The following is a 17815-nucleotide window of genomic DNA, read 5'->3' as shown; positions in this document are numbered from 1 at the left end:
TCACCCCGATCGCAGCAGCTGAACCCCCGTATCCCGGTCGAACAGGTACAGCGCGATTCGCGCCGCCTGCCCGCGCGGTCCCTCCAGCCCACCGTCTCGATCGACCAACAGCCGCGCATCGTCCTGCGCGCATTGCAGCAGGTCGGCCAGCTGGTCGGGCGGCACCAGCCGGAACGCCGCCTCCCCCGACTGCCGCGTCCCCAGCATCTCGCCACCGCCGCGCAGGCGCAGGTCCTCCTCGGCGATCCGGAAACCATCGTTGGTCTCGCGCATCAACGCGAGACGCGCGCGCGACGTCTCGCTGAGCGCCGAGCCCCGCAGCAGCAGGCACCGCGACTGCCCGCCGCCGCGCCCGACCCGCCCGCGCAACTGGTGAAGCTGCGCCAGCCCGAAGCGGTCCGCATGCTCGATCACGATCAGCGTCGCATTCGGCACGTCGACCCCGACCTCGATCACCGTCGTCGCGACCAGCACCGCGACGCGGTTGGCGGCGAAATCGGCCATCACCGCATCCTTCTCGGCAGGCTTCATCCGCCCGTGGACCAGCCCGACGCGCTCCCCGAACCGCCGCCGCAGCGTCTCCGCGCGCATCTCGGCGGCGGCCAGGTCGGACTTCTCGCTCTCCTCGACCAGCGGACACACCCAATAGGCCTGACCCGAATCGCTGATATGCCGCCCGAGCGCATCGACCACCGCATCGAGCTTGTCCTCCGACATCACCAGCGTCTCGATCGGCTGCCGCCCCGGCGGCATCTCGTCGAGACGACTGACATCCATCTCGCCGTATTGCGCCAGCGTAAGGGTGCGCGGAATCGGCGTCGCGGTCATCGCCAGCAGGTGCGGCGGGCGGATGCCCTTAGCCTGGAGCATCATCCGCTCGGCCACCCCGAACCGGTGCTGCTCGTCGACTACCGCCAGTGCCAGGTCGCGGTACGTCACCGCCTCCTGAAACACCGCATGCGTGCCGACGAGGATGTCGATCTCCCCCGCCGCCAGCGCCATCAGCGTCGATTCGCGCACCCGCCCCTTGTCGCGCCCGGTCAGCACCGCGACCTCGACGGGTAGCCCGGCGAGCAGCGTGCGCAGCGTCTCGTAATGCTGGCGCGCGAGGATCTCGGTCGGCGCCAGCATCGCCCCCTGCCCGCCCGCCTCGACCGCGATCAGCAGCGCCATCGCCGCGACCAATGTCTTGCCCGATCCGACATCGCCCTGGAGCAGCCGTAGCATCGGCGCGCTCTGCGCCAGGTCGCCCTCGATTTCGCGCACCGTCCGCGCCTGCGCACCGGTGAGCGAATACGGCAGCTTGAGCAGGTCGCGCAGCCGCCCGTCACCCGTCAGCGCCCGCGTCCTGCGCGCCCGCGTCGACTGGCGGACGAGCGTCAGCGCAAGCTGGTTGGCGAACACTTCGTCATACCCCAGCCGAGCGCGCGCCACCGCATCGGCGGGATCGGCATGCACCCGCGCCAGCGCCTCGCGCCAATCGGGCCACTCCCGCTTGGCCTTGAGCCCCGCATCGATCCACTCCGGCAACACCGGCGCGCGCTCCACCGCCTGCGCCGCGAGCGCCCCCATCCGCCGCGAGGTCAACCCTTCAGACAGCGCGTAGACGCCCTCGCGCTCGCGGAACTCTTCGTCGGGCTCGCCCAGATCGGGGTGGACGATCTGCAATTCCTGCCCGTATTGGTCGAGCCGCCCCGACACCCGCCGCGGTTCGCCGATCGGCAGCAGCTTCTTCACCCACCCCGAATTACCCCCGAAATAGGTGAGGCTGACGTAATTGCCCTTCGCATCGGTCGCGTGCACCCGCGTCGGCCCGCGCCCGCTGCTCGTGCGGTAATCGACCGGAGTCAGCGTGATTGCGATCGTCCGTCCGACATCGCTTGCGAACAGCTCGTCGCGTGCCGTCCGATCGATCCACCCGGTCGGCAGATGAAACGCCACGTCGACCACCCGCGCCAGCCCCAGCCGCTCGAGTGGCTTGGCGAGGGCCGCACCGACACCTTTCAGCGCGGTGACATCGGCGAACAACGGATTGAGGATATCGGGGCGCATGACTATCTGGAAGCCATATCAGACCTCACGCACGCCGCCAGCGTCCGTGGGGCGTTCGTCATTGGAAGCTCCGCATGGATCACGCGACCCGCCTCAAACGCCTGCGCTTCCGCGCGTGGCACCGCGGCACCAAGGAGGCCGATTTGATGATCGGCGGCTTCTGCGACGCGCATTGCGACAGCTGGGACGCGGCGCAGGTCGACTGGTTCGAGGCGCTGCTGGAGGAACAGGACGTCGATATCATGGCCTGGGCGATGGGATCGCAGCCGTGCCCGCCGCAGTGGGACGGCGCGGCGATGCACGCGATGCGAACCCTGGATTTCGTGCCTATTGCTCGTTGACGCTCCCCTCCCTGAAAGGGAAGGGCTGGGGGTGGTTTGCGAGCGCAGCGAGCGTTCGACGCCGGCCTCAAGCGTTGACGTCGGCGCTTACGCGCCGAACCCACCCCCAGCCCCTCCCTTGCAGGGAGGGGAGAAGAAGATGGAATGCCCGAACTCTCCTCGATCCTCACCGCCACCCGCGCGCTCACCCTCGCCGGTGTCCCCACCGGCTTCCAGCCCTCGCTGCTCGGCGACCTCACGCGCGCGGCCGGCCGCGCAGTGTTCCTCGCCCCCGACGAGGCGCAGATGCGCGCGATCGCCTCCACGGTCGCGTTCTTCGCGCCCGACGTCGAGGTGGTGCAATTCCCCGCCTGGGACTGCCTTCCCTACGACCGCGCCTCGCCGACGTTGCGGGTCATGGCCGAACGTGTCGCCGCGCTGTACCGATTGCAGGCCAAGCGCACGAAGCCCCAGCTCGTCCTCGCCACCGCCAACGCCGCGACCCAGCGAGTCCTCACCTCGTTCCGCATCCGCCAGCTCGTCGCGCACCTGGCACCCGGCGAGCGGATCGACCGTGACAGCCTGGCGCAACTTCTCCAGGCGAACGGCTACGTCCGCACCGACACCGTCCACGATCAGGGCGAATATGCGGTCCGCGGCAGCCTGGTCGACCTGTTCCCAAGCGGCGAGGAGCAGGCGCTGCGGCTCGACTTCTTCGGCGACGAGGTGGAGAGCGTCCGCACCTTCGATCCCGCCGACCAGCGCACCACCGGGCGGCTCGACGGCTTCGTCCTGCTGCCAGCCTCGGAAGCGCTGCTCGACGAGGAGTCGATCAAGCGCTTTCGCACCCGCTACCGCGAGACCTTTGGCGCCACCGCGACCGGCGATCCGCTCTACCAGGCGGTGTCCGAAGGCCGCCGCCAGGCCGGGATGGAGCATTGGCTGCCGCTGTTCGAGGACAAGCTCGCCACCCTGTTCGACCACCTCGGCGACAGCATCATCGTCCGCGACGCAGGAGTCGCAGCCGGAGCAGAAGGCCGGTTCGAGGCGATCGCCGACTATTACGAGAACCGCAAACGCGCCGAGGCCGCACAGCCCGGCAGCTATCGCCCGCTCCCCGCCAAGGCGCTCTATCTGAACGCGAGCGAATGGGAGACCGCCGTCGCGCGCGCCCACACCGCCACCCCTTTCCACGAACCCGAAAGCGCGACCGTCCTCGATTTCGGCGTCGACGGCCCACGCGATTTCGGCCCCGAACGATCGGGCGGCACCAACGTCTACGAAGCGGTCGTCGACCACGTCGCGGCGCTCCGCAAGCAGGGCCGCAAGCCCGTGCTGGCCAGCTATTCGACCGGATCTCGCGAACGGCTGAGCGGGCTGCTCAAGGATCACGGGCTCACCGGCGCGCGCGCCGCCGAGACGTGGCAGGAGGCACTGGGCGGCGCGGTATCGGGCGTCGCACTCGTTGTCCTCCCCCTCGATCACGGCTTCAACGCCCCCGGCGTCGCCGTCCTCACCGAACAGGACATGCTCGGCGACCGCCTGGTCCGCCGCAACAAGCGCAAGAAGTCCGCCGACGCCTTCCTCGCCGAACTCGCGTCCCTCTCGCCGGGCGACCTCGTCGTCCACACCGAACACGGCATCGGTCGCTACGAGGGGCTGACCTCGATCCCCGTCGGCAAGAGCCCGCACGACTGCGTCGCGCTATCCTACGCGGGCGGCGACAAGCTCTACGTGCCGGTCGAGAATATCGACGTCCTCTCGCGCTACGGCTCGGGGGAAGAAGGCGCGTCTCTCGACCGCCTCGGCGGGGAGGCATGGCAGCGGCGCAAGTCGAAGATGAAGGAGCGCATCCGCGAGATCGCGGGCGACCTGATCGCGACCGCCGCCGAGCGCGCGCTCCACGCCGGCGACGTCATGGAGCCCGATGCCAGCGGCTACCCCAGCTTTGTCGACCGTTTCCCCTATGAGGAGACCGACGATCAGGACCGCGCGATCGGCGACGTCCTGGGCGATCTCGGCGCGGGCAAGCCGATGGACCGCCTCATCGTCGGCGACGTCGGCTTCGGCAAGACTGAAGTCGCGCTGCGTGCCGCCTTCGTTGCGGCGATGGCGGGCAAGCAGGTCGCGGTGGTCTGCCCGACGACGCTGCTCGCGCGCCAGCATTACAACAATTTCACCGCGCGCTTCGAAGGCTTTCCGATGCAGATGGGTCGCCTGTCGCGCCTCGTCACCGCGTCCGAGGCGAAGGCGACCAAGGAAGGCCTGGCGGCGGGCACCATCGACGTCGTGATCGGCACTCACGCGCTCTTGGCGAAATCGATAGATTTCAAGCGACTCGGCCTCGTGATCGTCGACGAAGAGCAGCGGTTCGGCGTCACCCACAAGGAACGGCTCAAGGCCCTACGCGCCGACGTCCACATGCTGACGCTCACTGCCACCCCGATCCCGCGCACCCTCCAGATGGCGATGAGCGGCATCCGCGAGCTGTCGGTGATCCAGACCCCGCCGGTCGATCGCCTGGCGGTGCGCACCTACGTGATGCCATGGGACCCGGTGGTGCTGCGCGAGGCTCTGCTGCGCGAACATTACCGCGGCGGCCAAAGCTTCTTTGTCACCCCGCGCGTCGCCGACCTGCCTGACGTCGAGGAGTTCCTCACCCGCGAAGTGCCCGAAATCCGCTACGTAGTCGCGCACGGGCAGATGGCGCCCACCGAGGTCGAGGAGCGGATGAGCGCATTCTACGACCGCAAGTTCGAGGTGCTGGTATCGACTACAATCATCGAGAGCGGCATCGACATCGCGTCGGCCAACACGATGATCGTCAACCGCGCTGACCGCTTCGGCCTGGCGCAGCTCTATCAGCTTCGCGGCCGGGTCGGTCGGTCGAAGACGCGCGCCTACAGCTACATGGTTACGCCGCCAGAGCGGCAGATGACCGAAGCGGCGGCCAAGCGCCTGAAGGTTCTGTCCGACCTCGATTCGCTCGGCGCGGGCTTCCAGCTCGCCAGCCACGACCTCGACATCCGCGGCGCGGGCAATTTGCTCGGCGACGAACAATCGGGGCACATCAAGGAAGTCGGCTTCGAACTCTACCAGTCGATGCTGGAGGAGGCGATCCTCGACGCCAAGGCCGGGGGGCTCGCGGCCAAGCGTCGCGAGGACTTCTCGCCGCAGATCACCGTCGATGCGCCGATCCTGATACCGGAGGAGTACGTCCCCGATCTCGATCTGCGCATGGGCCTCTACCGCCGCCTCAACGAACTGGAGGAGAGCCGCGACATCGAGGCGTTCGCCGCCGAGATGATCGACCGCTTCGGCCCCCTGCCCGACGCCACCGACAACCTCATCCGCGTCATCGAGATCAAGCTGAACGCCCGCAAGGCTTGCGTGTCGAAGATCGACGTCGGCCAGAAGGGCGTCCTCGTCGCCTTCCACGACAACCGGCCGCCCAACATCGAAGGCGTGCTGGCCTATGTCGAGCGTCTGAAAGACATCGCCAAGCTGCGCCCCGACGGCAAGCTGGTCGTCACCCGCGCCTGGGGCGATGCCAAGGCGCGGCTGAACGGCGCGCTGCAATTGTCCAAGGGGCTGGCGAAGGCGGCGGCGTGACCCGGTAGATAAGTGCTGTCCTACACGCACGATCTGTGAACAGGGTCGCGGACGCTCTTTGAACCGTATTCCAGCCTGTCCGTGGCACAGCACAGGCGCGCGTCCAAGTACCGGTATCGGCCGCGCGGAACATGCGTGTTGGCCTCACCTTAGCCTCACCTTCCGACCTGTCGGAGGACGGTGCCGAGGGTCTTGAAGACCGGGTACGCTCGCCTATCTCCTGTCCACGCGGTGCCTTCGGGGCCGCGGCGGTGTCGCGGGACATCCCGGGCACCGACATGATCAACTCGCTCAGATGAGGACTTGAACCCATGCGACTCGACCTGACCCCCTATCGCCGCTCGACTATCGGCTTCGACCGGCTCTTCGACATGCTCGAAACCAACGCTCAGCGCGCGTCGGCGGAGAACTATCCCCCCTTCAACCTCGAACGCGTCGCCGACGACCGCTATCGCATCACGCTGGCGGTGGCCGGGTTCGGCCGCGATGAGATCGACGTCACGGCGCAGCAGAACCTGCTGCTCGTCACCGGCCGCAAGGACGATACCGGGACCAACCCGAACTTCCTTCACCTTGGCATCGCCAACCGCAGCTTCGAGCGCCGCTTCGAGCTCGCCGACTTCGTGTTCGTCGAGGATGCGCGGCTGAACGACGGCCTGCTGGTGATCGAACTGGTCCGCGAAGTGCCCGAGGCGATGAAGCCGAAGACGATCGCGATCAAGACGGGTGCGCCGCTCGCCGCGGTCGACATCGACGCCGCGCAGCAGGCGGCGTAATCGAGCTCGGCGTCTTTCGACAACTCCCCGAAAGGTGCCTGAGGGGCGCCCGGATCGACACGGTCCGGGCGCTTTTCGCGTGTCAGGCGACCGCGCGAAACGGGTCCGTCACGGCTGCGAGCGGAACGCCTGGCAAGGCGCGCAAGGCCGGTCGGGCGAAGTAATAGCCCTGAAAATAGCGAACGCCCAGGGCACGGAGCGCGGCATATTCACCCTCGGTCTCGATCCCCTCGGCGATGATCGTGATGTCCATGGTGTCCAGCATCCGCACCACGCCGTCGACGATCATCCGCCGCGGCATGCTGGAGTCGATGCCGCGGATCAGCTCCATGTCCAGCTTGACCACGTCGGTCTGCAACTGCGCCAGCAGCCCGAGCCCGGCATGCCCGGCGCCGAAATCGTCGAGCGCGGTCGCGAACCCCATCTTGCGGTACGCATCGATGATGTTCGCGACATGCCCGGTGTCGCTCATCCGCTCGTTTTCGGTAAATTCGAAGATCAGGCGGTCGGTGGGAAAGCCGGTCGCGCGCGCGGTCTTGAGCGTCAGTTGAATGCACGCGAGCGGCGAGTAGACCGCATTGGGGAGGAAATTGATCGACAGCATCGCGCCGGTCTCGACGATCCCCGCGGCCACCGCCTGCTCGATCGCGGCGACCCGGCATTGCTGGTCGAAGGCATAACGGTTCTCGGGCGTGACCCGGCTCAGGACTTCGCCCGCACCCTCGCCATTGGCTCCGCGAACCAACGCCTCATACGCGACCACCCGCCCCATCTCGCAGTCGACGATCGGCTGGAACGCCATCGCCAGCCCAAAATCCTCGGCGCCCGATCGGCACCCCACGCATCCAGACACGTAACACTCCCGCTTCCTTGCGAGTCGTAACTATCTGCGGCGGGTGAATAATCTATGATTAACCTGTGATAGGCTCAGACCAGCCGGCTCTGCTTCACCGCAGCCTCGACGAAGCTCGCAAACAAGGGATGCGGGTCGAACGGCTTGCTCTTCAGCTCGGGGTGGAACTGGACGCCGACGAACCAGGGGTGATCCGGCCGCTCGACGATCTCTGGCAACATGCCGTCGGGGGACATGCCGCTGAACACCAGCCCGCCCTGCTCCAGCGCCTCGCGGTAGCCGGTGTTCACCTCGTAACGATGACGATGACGCTCCGAAATGTCGGTATTGCCATAGATCGAAGCGACGACGCTGTTGCCCGCCAGCTTCGCGTCATACGCACCCAGCCGCATCGTCCCGCCGAGATCGCCCTGCTCCTCGCGCTTCTCCAGCCCCTCGCGCCCCATCCATTCGGTGATGAGCCCGACGACCGGCTCGGGCGTAGGCCCGAACTCGGTCGACGAAGCCCCGGCGATACCCGCAAGGTCGCGCGCGCCTTCGACGCAGGCCATCTGCATGCCGAAACAGATGCCGAAATATGGCACCCGCCGCTCGCGTGCGAAGCGGACGCTGGCGATCTTGCCTTCCGCGCCGCGCTCGCCGAACGCGCCGGGAACAAGGATCGCATGACAGGGTTCGAGATGCGCGGCGATCTCGGCCTGGTCGTCGCCTTCGAACAATTCGGCGTCGATCCAGCGGATGTTGACCCGCACCTTGTTGGCGATGCCGCCGTGGACAAGTGCCTCGTTCAGCGACTTGTACGCGTCCTGCAGCCCGACATACTTGCCGACGACGCCGATCGTCACCTCACCTTCCGGATGGGTCAGCCGCTCGACGATCCGGCTCCACCGCGAAAGGTCGGGCGCCGCGCCCGGTTCGATCCCGAACGCGCGCAGCACTTCCGAATCGAGCCCCTCGGCGTGATACTGCAGCGGCACCGCGTAGATGCTCTTGGCGTCGAGCGCCGGGATGACCGCGGCGGCGGGCACGTTGCAGAACAGCGCGATCTTGGCGCGATCCGATGGCGGCAGCGGATGTTCGCAGCGGCACACCAGAACGTCTGGCGCAACGCCCAGAGCGGCAAGCTCGCGGACCGAATGCTGGGTCGGCTTCGTCTTCAACTCGCCGGCGGCGGCGATGTAGGGGACCAACGTCACGTGGATGCTGACCGCCTGCCCGCGGCCGACCTCGTTCTTGAGCTGGCGAATCGCCTCGATGAACGGCAGCGATTCAATATCGCCGACCGTGCCGCCGATCTCGCACAGCACGAAATCCAGACCCTCGGTGTCGGCGCGCGCGAACGCCTTGATCGCGTCGGTGACGTGCGGGATCACCTGGACGGTCGCGCCAAGATAGTCGCCGCGCCGCTCGCGCTGGATGATCTGCTGATAGATGCGGCCCGAGGTAACGTTGTCGGACTGGTGCGCCGCGACCCCGGTGAAACGCTCGTAATGGCCTAGGTCGAGATCGGTCTCGGCGCCATCATCGGTGACGTACACCTCGCCGTGCTGATACGGGCTCATCGTCCCCGGATCGACGTTCAGATACGGATCGAATTTTCGGATGCGCACGCTGTAGCCGCGTGCCTGCAAGAGCGCGGCGAGCGACGCCGCCATAAGGCCTTTGCCCAGCGACGAAACCACGCCGCCGGTGATGAAGATGTACCGCGCCATGGGAGCAATCGCCTAGCGTCTAATGGGGGCGAACGACAAGCGTCCGGGTAACCGCGGATGCCGATGATGTGACGAAACGACGCGTTTTCAGCGAGCGAGCGGAACGCTGCCGTTGTCGGCCGGAGCCGGCGCGACCGGCGCCGGTGCGCTCTGCGCTGCCGGTGGCGGCGTCCGCGCGAGCGAGGTGTCGAGCGGCGCGGGGCCGCTGCGCGACGCGGCGTAGAAGGCGAGCACGATCGAGAACACCACGAACACGCTCGCGAGCACCGCGGTCGCCCGCGTCAGGAAATCCGCCGCGCCGCGCGCCGACATCAGTCCCGACGGGCTGCCGCCCATGCCCAGCCCGCCGCCTTCCGACTTCTGCATGAGGATCACCGTGACCAGCGTGGCGGCGATGATGGCGTGGACGACGAGCAGGAAGGCGAACATGTTGCCAAGGGTATCCGGATAAAGCGTGAAGCCCGGCACATAGGCGAGGCGCTCGCGGCGATCAACCGCGGCCCATTCCCGGCGTTTCGTTCAGGAAAGTCTTAACGTTGGCGAAACCCGTGGGTTGCCGCAGCGTTATGACTGCGAAACGACGCCCGATCACCGGCACGTACCGCTACCGGGCTGAACGATGGATCGAAATCCGTGGCATCTGCCGACGCCCAGACCCTGTCCGCCTGGATGACCGCGCTGGTCGATTACGTCCGCTCGGGCGAGCCCGACCTGACCAATCGCCAGATGGCGCTGCTCCTCGTCGTCTATCTTAAACCCGGGCCACACACGGTACGGGGGCTGGCGCGTGTACTCAATGTGTCTAAACCCGTCGTCACGCGCGCCTTGAACAGATTGGGTGCGCTCGGCTATCTGCGCCGCCAGCGCGACGATAGCGACAAGCGCAACATCTTCGTTGCAAAGACGACCGAAGGGGCAGACTTTCTTGAAGAATTCGGGCAGTTTATCGGCGACGGCGACGTCCCTGCCGCCCGTTTTGCGGCCGCGTGAGGGCTTTGCGCTAAGCGGTCCTTCGGTGGAGCTCGATCCCCGAGTCAATGCCGTCCGACCGGATTTGGCGGACGTGCGCCTCGCTGCTTACGTATTCGCGCCGCATTATGCCGCACCGCTGGTGCGATGTCTGAGCGCGCCGGCCGATCTGCGGTTGGCACGCGATCGCACCTCGGAAGTTGTTGCGACGTTGGCGCGTGGCGACCGGTTCGAGGTGCTGGAATTTGCCGGCACGCTGGCATGGGGTATCGCGCCCGGACCGGGGCTGGTCGGGTATCTCGCAGCCGACGACCTGGTGGCGGCGCAATGAGCGTCTCGGTCTTCATCGACGGTGCCGTGGGGACGACAGGGCTGGAAATCCGCGAACGGCTCGCGGGCCGTGCCGACATCGCCGTCGTGGCACTCGCCGAGGATCGCCGCAAGGATGCCGCGGCGCGGCGCGAGGCCCTGAACGATGCCGATTTCGTGATCCTGTGCCTGCCCGACGAGGCCGCGCGCGAAGCGGTGGCTCTGATCGACAATCCGCGAACGCGCGTCGTGGATGCGTCGAGCGCGCACCGGGTCGCAGAGGGCTGGACCTACGGTTTTCCCGAACTCGAACCCGATCAGGCGGATCGGATTGCAACGGCACCGCGGGTCGCCAATCCCGGCTGCTACCCCACCGGCTTCCTGGCGCTGGTCCGCCCGCTGGTCCGCGCAGGGCTGATGCCCGCGGACTGGCCGGTGACGGTCAATGCCGCATCCGGCTATTCGGGCGGCGGCAAGGCGATGATCGCGGAGTTCGGCGAGGCCGATGCGCCTGCCTTCCGCGCTTACGCTTATGGTGGACGCCACAAGCACTTGCCCGAGATGCAGCGGCTGGCCGGGCTCACCCACGCCCCCGTCTTCGCGCCCGCAGTGACCGACACCTACCGCGGCATGCTCGTTGAAGTGCCGCTTCACCTGTCGGCGCTGCCCGCCCGCCCCTCGCTTTCCGCCGTGGAGACAATCTTGCGAGACGCCTATGCCGGACAGGCGCTGGTGAAGGTCGCGGAGGGCGATGTCGCCGCCGTCGTCATCGAGGAAAATGCCGGCACCGATCGCATGACGCTGCGCGCGTGCGGCGATGCGGCGTCGGGCCACGCGCGCCTCGTCGCGACGCTCGATAATCTGGGCAAGGGCGCCGCTGGCGCCGCGGTCCAAAACCTCAATATCATGGCGGGGCTGTCAGCCACCGCCGGCCTCATCTTCTGAACGCGGAGCATACGATGGCACGAACACCGGTCGGCAAGCTTCTGCTCTTTGGCGCCACAGGCGATCTCGCACGGCGCATGCTGCTGCCGTCGCTCTACGGCCTCCATGCCGACGGGCTGCTGCCTGAGGGGCTGACGATCGTCGCCTCCGCACGATCGGACAACGACGACGCCAGCTACCGCGCGCTTGCCCAGGCGGCCTTGGACGAGTTCCTTCCCGAAGACCGCAAGGGCGAGGAGGCGCTGGGCACCTTTCTGGAGCGGCTGGTCTTTCAGGCGGCCGATTTGTCGAACCTCGACACCTTTGCGGCGCTCGCGGCGAAGGTCGGCGACGTGTCGGGCGGCCTCGCGATCTTCCTGTCCACCGCGCCGTCGCTGTTCGAGCCCGCGGTGAAGGGTCTGCAGTCCGTCGGCTTGGCGGGCGAGACGGTGCGCATCGGTCTGGAGAAGCCGCTCGGCTACGATCTGGCCTCGTCGAAGGAGATCAACGACACCGTCGCTTCGGCGTTCCCCGAGGACCGGATCTTCCGCATCGACCATTACCTCGGCAAGGAGACGGTCCAAAACATCCTCGCTTTGCGCTTCGGAAACTCGTTCTTCGAACCCATCTGGAACGCGCAAGGCATCGACAACGTCCAGATCACCATCTCCGAAACCGTCGGGCTGGAGGATCGCGCCGGCTATTACGAGGGCGCGGGCGCGCTGCGCGACATGGTCACCAACCACATGCTCCAGCTGCTCGCGCTGATCGCAATGGAGCCGCCCGCGACCTACGACAAGACCGCGATCCGCGATGAAAAAGCCAAGGTGTTCCGCGCGCTGCGCCGGATGACCCCGGACGACGTGCAGCAGCAGACGGTGATCGGCCAATATGTCGCGGGTGCGGTGAAGGGCGAGATCGTCAAGGGCTACGACGAAGAGCTCGGCAAGGATTCGAACGTCGAGACCTTCGTCGCGGTCAAGGCGCACGTCGACAACTGGCGCTGGCAAGGCGTGCCATTCTACATTCGCACGGGCAAGCGGATGGCCGCGCGCCGCTCGGAGATCGCGATCCAGTTCAAGCCGGTCCCGCATTCGATGTTCACCGGGCGTGGCGGCCGGTTGCAGCCCAACATGCTGGTGATCCGCCTCCAACCAGAGGAATATGTCCAGCTGCTGGTAATGGCCAAGGAACCCGGCCTCGATCGCGACGGCATCCGCCTGCGCGAGGTGCCGCTGAATCTCAGCATGGATGCCGAGTTCGCGGGATCGCGGCGGCGGATCGCGTACGAGCGGCTGTTGCTCGATCTGATCGAGGGCGACCAGACCCTGTTCGTCCGCCGCGACGAGGTGGAGGCGCAATGGGCCTGGACCGACGCGATCCGCGCCGGCTGGGCGGCGAACGGATCGAAGCCGAAATCGTACGCCGCAGGCACCTGGGGCCCCTCGGCCGCGATCGCACTGACCGAGCGTGACGGGGTGACGTGGCAGGACGATTGATTTCTAGCCCTCTTCCGCCTTTGCGGGAGAGGGTTGGATGAGGGTCTTCTTCTTGCTTCTGCCTGCGCCGGAGCCAAGAAGAAGACCCTCACCGACTTCTACTGGGCAGCAAGCTGCCAAGTCTCCGTTGCCTCTCCCGCGAAGGCGGGAGAGGGCTTGAAGAAAGACCGACATGACCGAAATCGAATGGTGGGATTACGACGATGCCGCCGAACTGGCCGAGGCCATCGCCGGCGATGTGCAATTCGTCATCGAAAGCGCGATCGACGCACGCGGCTCCGCGGTGGTGGCGCTGGCAGGCGGCAAGACCCCGTTCCCCGCATACGAGAAGTTGGCTAAGGCCAAGCTCGACTGGAAGAAGGTGACCATCATCCCGACCGACGAGCGCATCGTGCCGCTCGGCGACGCGCTGTCGAACGTCACCGCGCTGGCGAAGATATTCCTGCCTAAGGGCGCGCGGGTGATGCCGATCGTTCCCAAGGCGACCGACGACTACAAGGCCGCAGGGCGTTCCGCGGATGCGCTGATGCAGGACCTGCATTGGCCCCTCGACCTCTGCCTGCTCGGGGTGGGCGCCGACGGCCACACCGCGTCGATCTTCCCCGGACCCGACTTCGACGAGGCGCTCGACGGACCCAAGGAACGCCGCGCATTGGGCGTCATGCCCGATCCGATGCCCAAGGATGCGCCGGTCGCGCGGGTGTCGCTCAGCCGCCAGGGCATTGTCACCGCGCGCGCGCTGATGATCGCGGTCACCGGGCAGGCCAAGCGCGACGTGATCGAGAAGGCGATCGCGCAGGGGCCGCTGTCGGCCTATCCGATCGGGCGGGTGCTCGCCGACGTCGAACTGCCGATCGACATCCACTGGAGCGCGTGATGTGATCCACGCCGAGGTCGCCGCGGTCACCGATCGGGTCATCGAGCGCTCCAAGGCGTCTCGGGCGGCGTACCTCTCGCTGATCGAACGCGAAGGCGAACAGACGATCCGCCGCCCGAACCTCGGCTGCGCCAACCTCGCCCACGCCTACGCCGGGACCGACGAGGACCGCGACGCGATGAAGGCAGACGCGGGAATGAACATCGGCATCGTCACCGCGTACAACGACATGCTCTCGGCGCATGCGGTCTATTACCGGTACCCCGAGCTGATGAAGATCTGGGCGCGCGAGGTGGGCGCCACGTGCCAAGTCGCTGGCGGCGTGCCCGCGATGTGCGACGGCGTGACCCAGGGCTATCCGGGAATGGAGCTGTCGCTGTTCAGCCGCGACACGATCGCGCTCAGCACCGCCATCGCACTCTCCCACGGCACGTTCGAGGGCGCGGCGCTGCTCGGCATCTGCGACAAGATCGTCCCGGGCCTCTTGATGGGTGCATTGCGCTTCGGTCACCTGCCGATGGTGCTGATCCCCGGCGGCCCGATGCCGACCGGATTGCCCAACAAGGCCAAGGCCGCGGTGCGCGAACGCTATGCGGAGGGGCTGGCCGAGCGCGAGGAACTGCTCGATGCCGAAATCGCGGCCTATCACACCAAGGGCACGTGCACCTTCTACGGCACCGCCAACACCAACCAGATGATGATGGAGGTGATGGGCCTCCACATGCCCGGTGCCGCCTTCGTCAATCCCGGCACGAAGCTGCGCCAGGAACTGACGCGCGCCGCGGTCCACACGCTGGCGAAGATCGGCGCGCGCGGGAACGACTATCGCCCGCTCGGGCACCTCGTCGACGAGAAGGCGATCGTCAATGCCGCGGTCGGGCTGCTGGCAACCGGCGGATCGACCAACCACCTTCTCCACATCCCCGCAATCGCGCGTGCGGCGGGGATCGTCATCGACTGGGAGGATTGCGACCGCCTCAGCCGCGCGGTGCCGCTGATCGCGCGGGTCTACCCCAACGGGTCCGCCGACGTGAACGCGTTCGAGGCCGCGGGGGGCATGCCCTATGTCATCCGCGAGTTGATCGGCGGCGGCTATCTCCACGCCGACATTCGGACCGTCGCTGGCGGTGACCTGTCCGCCTACGGCTACGCGCCCTCGATCAAGGACGACAAGCTCGGCTGGACCGCAGCGGACGAAACCGGCGACGACACGATCCTGCGCCCAGTCGCCGCGCCCTTTTCCGCCGACGGCGGCATGCGCATCCTGGCCGGCAACATCGGGCGAGCCTGCATCAAGGTGTCCGCGGTGACACGCGACCGCTGGATCGTCGAGGCTCCGGCCCGCGTCTTCACCGACCAGCTCGACGTCCTCGAAGCCTTCAAGGCCGGCGAACTCGAACGCGACGTGGTCGTCGTCGTCCGCTTCCAGGGCCCGCGCGCCAACGGCATGCCCGAGCTTCACAAGCTCACTCCACCGCTCGGCGTCCTCCAGAACCGCGGGTTCAAGGTCGCGCTGGTCACCGATGGCCGCATGTCGGGCGCCAGCGGCAAGGTACCCTGCGCCATCCACTGCTCGCCCGAGGCGTTGCTGGGTGGCGCGATCGGCAGGATTCGCAACGGGGACCTGATCCGCGTCGACGCGGTAGCGGGAACGCTGGAGGCGCTGGTCGACGCGGCGGAATGGGCGGCGCGCCCGCAAGCCGAAGCGCCTCCGCCGGCGTCGGGCATGGGGCGCGAGCTGTTCGGGATGTTCCGCGGATTGGCGGACGAGGCCGAGCGGGGCGCGTCGGCGGTGCTGGCCGGGGCGGGGCTGTAGGAGAGACCCATGCAAGTCGTAGCCGTCGATATCGGAGGCACCCATGCCCGCTTCGCGATCGCGGAGGTCGAGGACGGGCGCGTTGTTTCGCTCGGCGAGCCGGTGACGCTCAAGACCGCCGAGCACGCGTCGCTCCAGACCGCGTGGGAGGCGTTCGGCGAAGCGCAAGCCGGTCCCCTGCCCAAAGCCGCGGCAATTTCGGTCGCGTCGCCGATCACCGGCGACGTCATCCGCCTGACCAACAATCCCTGGGTTATCCGCCCGTCGCTGATCGGCGAGCGGCTGGGCGCGGAGACCTACACGATCATCAACGATTTCGGCGCCGTCGGCCATGCCGTTGCGCAATTGTCGCCCGAGGACTTCGATCACCTCTGCGGGCCCGACGAGCCGCTCCCCGCGCTCGGCGTGACGACGGTATGCGGCCCCGGCACCGGCCTGGGCGTGGCGCAGGTGTTCAAGACGCCTGAGCGCTATCACGTCCTGTCAACCGAGGGCGGGCACGTCGACTACGCCCCGCTCGACGCCATTGAGGACGCGATCGTCAAGCGGTTGCGCAAGACCTTCACCCGCGTCTCCACAGAGCGTCTGTGCGCTGGGCCGGCCATCGTCGCGATCTACGAAACGCTTGCCGAGCTCGAAGGCCGCGCGGTCCCTAGCCGCGACGACCGGACGATCTGGACCAAGGCGCTGGAGGGAACCGACTCGATCGCGCTGGCGGCGCTCGACCGCTTCTGCCTGGCGCTCGGCGCAGTGGCGGGCGACCTCGCGCTCGCGCATGGCGCAACGGGCGTCGTCATCGCGGGCGGGCTGGGCCTCAGGATTAAGGACAAACTGCTACGCTCGGGCTTCGACCACCGCTTCGTCGCCAAGGGGCGGTTCCAGTCGCTGATGGCCGGGCTGCCGGTCAAGCTCATCACTCACCCGCAACCCGGCCTGTTCGGCGCAGCGGCCGCCTTTGCCCAAGAGCATACCGGGACTCAGCATCCATGACCGATATTGCCACGATCATGCGGACCAGCGCGGTCATTCCGGTGCTGGTGATCGACGACGCCGCGACCGCGAAGCCGCTCGCCGAAGCGCTGGTCGCGGGCGGCTTGCGCGTGCTGGAGGTAACCCTGCGCACCCCCGCCGCGCTGGAGGCGATCGCCGAGATGAAGAAGGTTCCCGGCGCGATCGTCGGCGCGGGCACCGTCGTCGACACCGACCAGTTCGAGGCGGTGATGAAGGCCGACGCCGAATTCATCGTCTCCCCCGGCCTGTCGCAGCGCCTGAGCGACGCGATCGTATCGTCGGGCGTGCCCTACCTCCCCGGCATCGCGACCGCTGGCGACATCATGCGCGGCCTCGACCTGGGCCTGACCCAATTCAAATTCTTCCCCGCGGAAACCAGCGGCGGCCTGAAGGCGCTGAAAGCCCTCGCCGCCCCCTTCTACCAGTGCCGCTTCTGCCCCACCGGCGGCATTACCGAAGCGACCACGCCCGAGTGGCTGGCGTTCGACAAGGTCCTCTGCGTCGGCGGCAGCTGGATCACCGGCGGCACGATGGCCGAGGTGGAGGCGAAGGCACGGGTGGCGGCGGGGTTGCGGGGCTAAGGTCTGGTTACGGCAAGGGAAGGCGGTTCTTGAACGAGTCGAAAGTCACACGAACGTCACACCGTCGAACATAGGCGACGGCTGGTCGAAGTTGTCGAAGTTGTCGAAGTTGCCGCTAACGGGGTAAATCGCGGCGGCCGATCGCTGTCGGCATTACCATTTCTAAACGCCTGAGAAAGAGCGGACACCGGGCCGGTGCCGAGCGCGGGTTTCTTCGAACAACTGGGATGTTGTAGGACAGAGCGATGTGGCGGCTTATGCCCACTTGCGGACATTCCGCTACCGGATGCAGGATTGGCAATGAGCGTAGAGACACTGTTGATTGCTGGAGCGGTTTTCGGCGTTATCGTAGGGCTGGCTTTTCGTAAGCGGAGCTTCGGCCCCACGTTGAACGGGGCGGGCTAAACGGCGAGTCTCCAGGTCCTGTTCGGGACGCTTGGAGCCGTGTTGATGTCATATGCCGATGCCGGCTCTAGTGGGGTGCGACGGTTCGAGGTGTTCACC

General features: G+C 67.2%; 15 protein-coding genes. 11 read left to right on the top strand and 4 right to left on the bottom strand.

Annotated features, from left to right (window positions below):
• Complete coding sequence (gene recG, locus ACE5C1_RS14495; RefSeq protein WP_374944779.1) at positions 1–2052, bottom strand: ATP-dependent DNA helicase RecG; 2052 nt, start codon at positions 2050–2052, stop codon at positions 1–3.
• 74 nt (positions 2053–2126) lie between these two features.
• On the opposite strand from recG, the gene ACE5C1_RS14490 reads away from it, so the two are divergent.
• From ACE5C1_RS14490 to ACE5C1_RS14480, 3 genes are all read left to right on the top strand, one after another.
• On the top strand, positions 2127–2393 hold the full coding sequence (locus tag ACE5C1_RS14490; RefSeq protein WP_374944778.1) for a succinate dehydrogenase assembly factor 2: 267 nt from the start codon (positions 2127–2129) through the stop codon (positions 2391–2393).
• 144 nt (positions 2394–2537) lie between these two features.
• On the top strand, positions 2538–5984 hold the full coding sequence (gene mfd, locus ACE5C1_RS14485; RefSeq protein WP_374944777.1) for a transcription-repair coupling factor: 3447 nt from the start codon (positions 2538–2540) through the stop codon (positions 5982–5984).
• Positions 5985–6295: 311 nt separating this feature from the next.
• Positions 6296–6760 carry an Hsp20 family protein gene (locus tag ACE5C1_RS14480; RefSeq protein WP_374944776.1) on the top strand — a complete coding sequence of 155 codons (465 nt, stop codon included), beginning with the start codon at positions 6296–6298 and terminating at the stop codon, positions 6758–6760.
• An 82-nt stretch (positions 6761–6842) separates the two neighbouring features.
• Here the strand turns inward: ACE5C1_RS14480 and ACE5C1_RS14475 are convergent, their stop codons facing one another.
• The 3 genes from ACE5C1_RS14475 to secG all read right to left on the bottom strand — a co-directional run bounded on the left by ACE5C1_RS14475 (position 6843) and on the right by secG (position 9754).
• Positions 6843–7562, bottom strand: coding sequence for an EAL domain-containing protein (locus ACE5C1_RS14475; RefSeq protein WP_374944817.1), 720 nt, complete (start codon positions 7560–7562; stop codon positions 6843–6845).
• 125 nt (positions 7563–7687) lie between these two features.
• Entirely contained in the window at positions 7688–9325 is a 1638-nt protein-coding gene (locus tag ACE5C1_RS14470) for a CTP synthase (protein WP_374944775.1), read from the bottom strand.
• An 87-nt stretch (positions 9326–9412) separates the two neighbouring features.
• Positions 9413–9754, bottom strand: coding sequence for a preprotein translocase subunit SecG (gene secG / locus ACE5C1_RS14465; RefSeq protein WP_374944774.1), 342 nt, complete (start codon positions 9752–9754; stop codon positions 9413–9415).
• 240 nt (positions 9755–9994) lie between these two features.
• Here secG and ACE5C1_RS14460 point away from each other — a divergent pair, with 240 nt between their 5' ends.
• The 8 genes from ACE5C1_RS14460 to eda all read left to right on the top strand — a co-directional run bounded on the left by ACE5C1_RS14460 (position 9995) and on the right by eda (position 17311).
• The gene (locus ACE5C1_RS14460) at positions 9995–10315 is read left to right on the top strand and encodes a MarR family transcriptional regulator (protein WP_374944816.1); all 321 of its coding nucleotides are present in this window, start codon (positions 9995–9997) and stop codon (positions 10313–10315) included.
• Between the two features lie 73 nt (positions 10316–10388).
• The gene (locus ACE5C1_RS14455; RefSeq protein WP_374944773.1) at positions 10389–10625 is read left to right on the top strand and encodes an SH3 domain-containing protein; all 237 of its coding nucleotides are present in this window, start codon (positions 10389–10391) and stop codon (positions 10623–10625) included.
• The gene (argC, locus tag ACE5C1_RS14450) at positions 10622–11548 is read left to right on the top strand and encodes an N-acetyl-gamma-glutamyl-phosphate reductase (RefSeq protein WP_374944772.1); all 927 of its coding nucleotides are present in this window, start codon (positions 10622–10624) and stop codon (positions 11546–11548) included. Before ACE5C1_RS14455 ends, argC begins: the two co-directional genes overlap by 4 nt.
• Before the next feature lie 14 nt (positions 11549–11562).
• Positions 11563–13026: a glucose-6-phosphate dehydrogenase gene (gene zwf, locus ACE5C1_RS14445; protein WP_374944771.1), complete on the top strand. Its 1464-nt coding sequence runs from the start codon at positions 11563–11565 to the stop codon at positions 13024–13026.
• A 172-nt stretch (positions 13027–13198) separates the two neighbouring features.
• Positions 13199–13903, top strand: coding sequence for a 6-phosphogluconolactonase (gene pgl, locus ACE5C1_RS14440; RefSeq protein WP_374944770.1), 705 nt, complete (start codon positions 13199–13201; stop codon positions 13901–13903).
• 4 nt (positions 13904–13907) lie between these two features.
• On the top strand, positions 13908–15719 hold the full coding sequence (gene edd / locus ACE5C1_RS14435; RefSeq protein WP_374944815.1) for a phosphogluconate dehydratase: 1812 nt from the start codon (positions 13908–13910) through the stop codon (positions 15717–15719).
• 9 nt (positions 15720–15728) lie between these two features.
• Positions 15729–16709, top strand: a complete 981-nt coding sequence (glk, locus tag ACE5C1_RS14430; RefSeq protein WP_374944769.1) for a glucokinase — start codon at positions 15729–15731, stop codon at positions 16707–16709.
• The gene (eda, locus tag ACE5C1_RS14425; RefSeq protein ID WP_374944768.1) at positions 16706–17311 is read left to right on the top strand and encodes a bifunctional 4-hydroxy-2-oxoglutarate aldolase/2-dehydro-3-deoxy-phosphogluconate aldolase; all 606 of its coding nucleotides are present in this window, start codon (positions 16706–16708) and stop codon (positions 17309–17311) included. The genes glk and eda overlap by 4 nt, the downstream gene beginning before the upstream one ends.
• The last annotated feature ends 504 nt before the right edge of the window (positions 17312–17815 follow it).

It is taken from the genome of Sphingomonas sp., assembly GCF_964263785.1.
Taxonomy (GTDB): Bacteria; Pseudomonadota; Alphaproteobacteria; order Sphingomonadales; family Sphingomonadaceae; genus Sphingomonas.
Note: the sequence above shows the minus strand (reverse complement) of the source record. Positions and strands in the feature narration are given on the sequence as shown.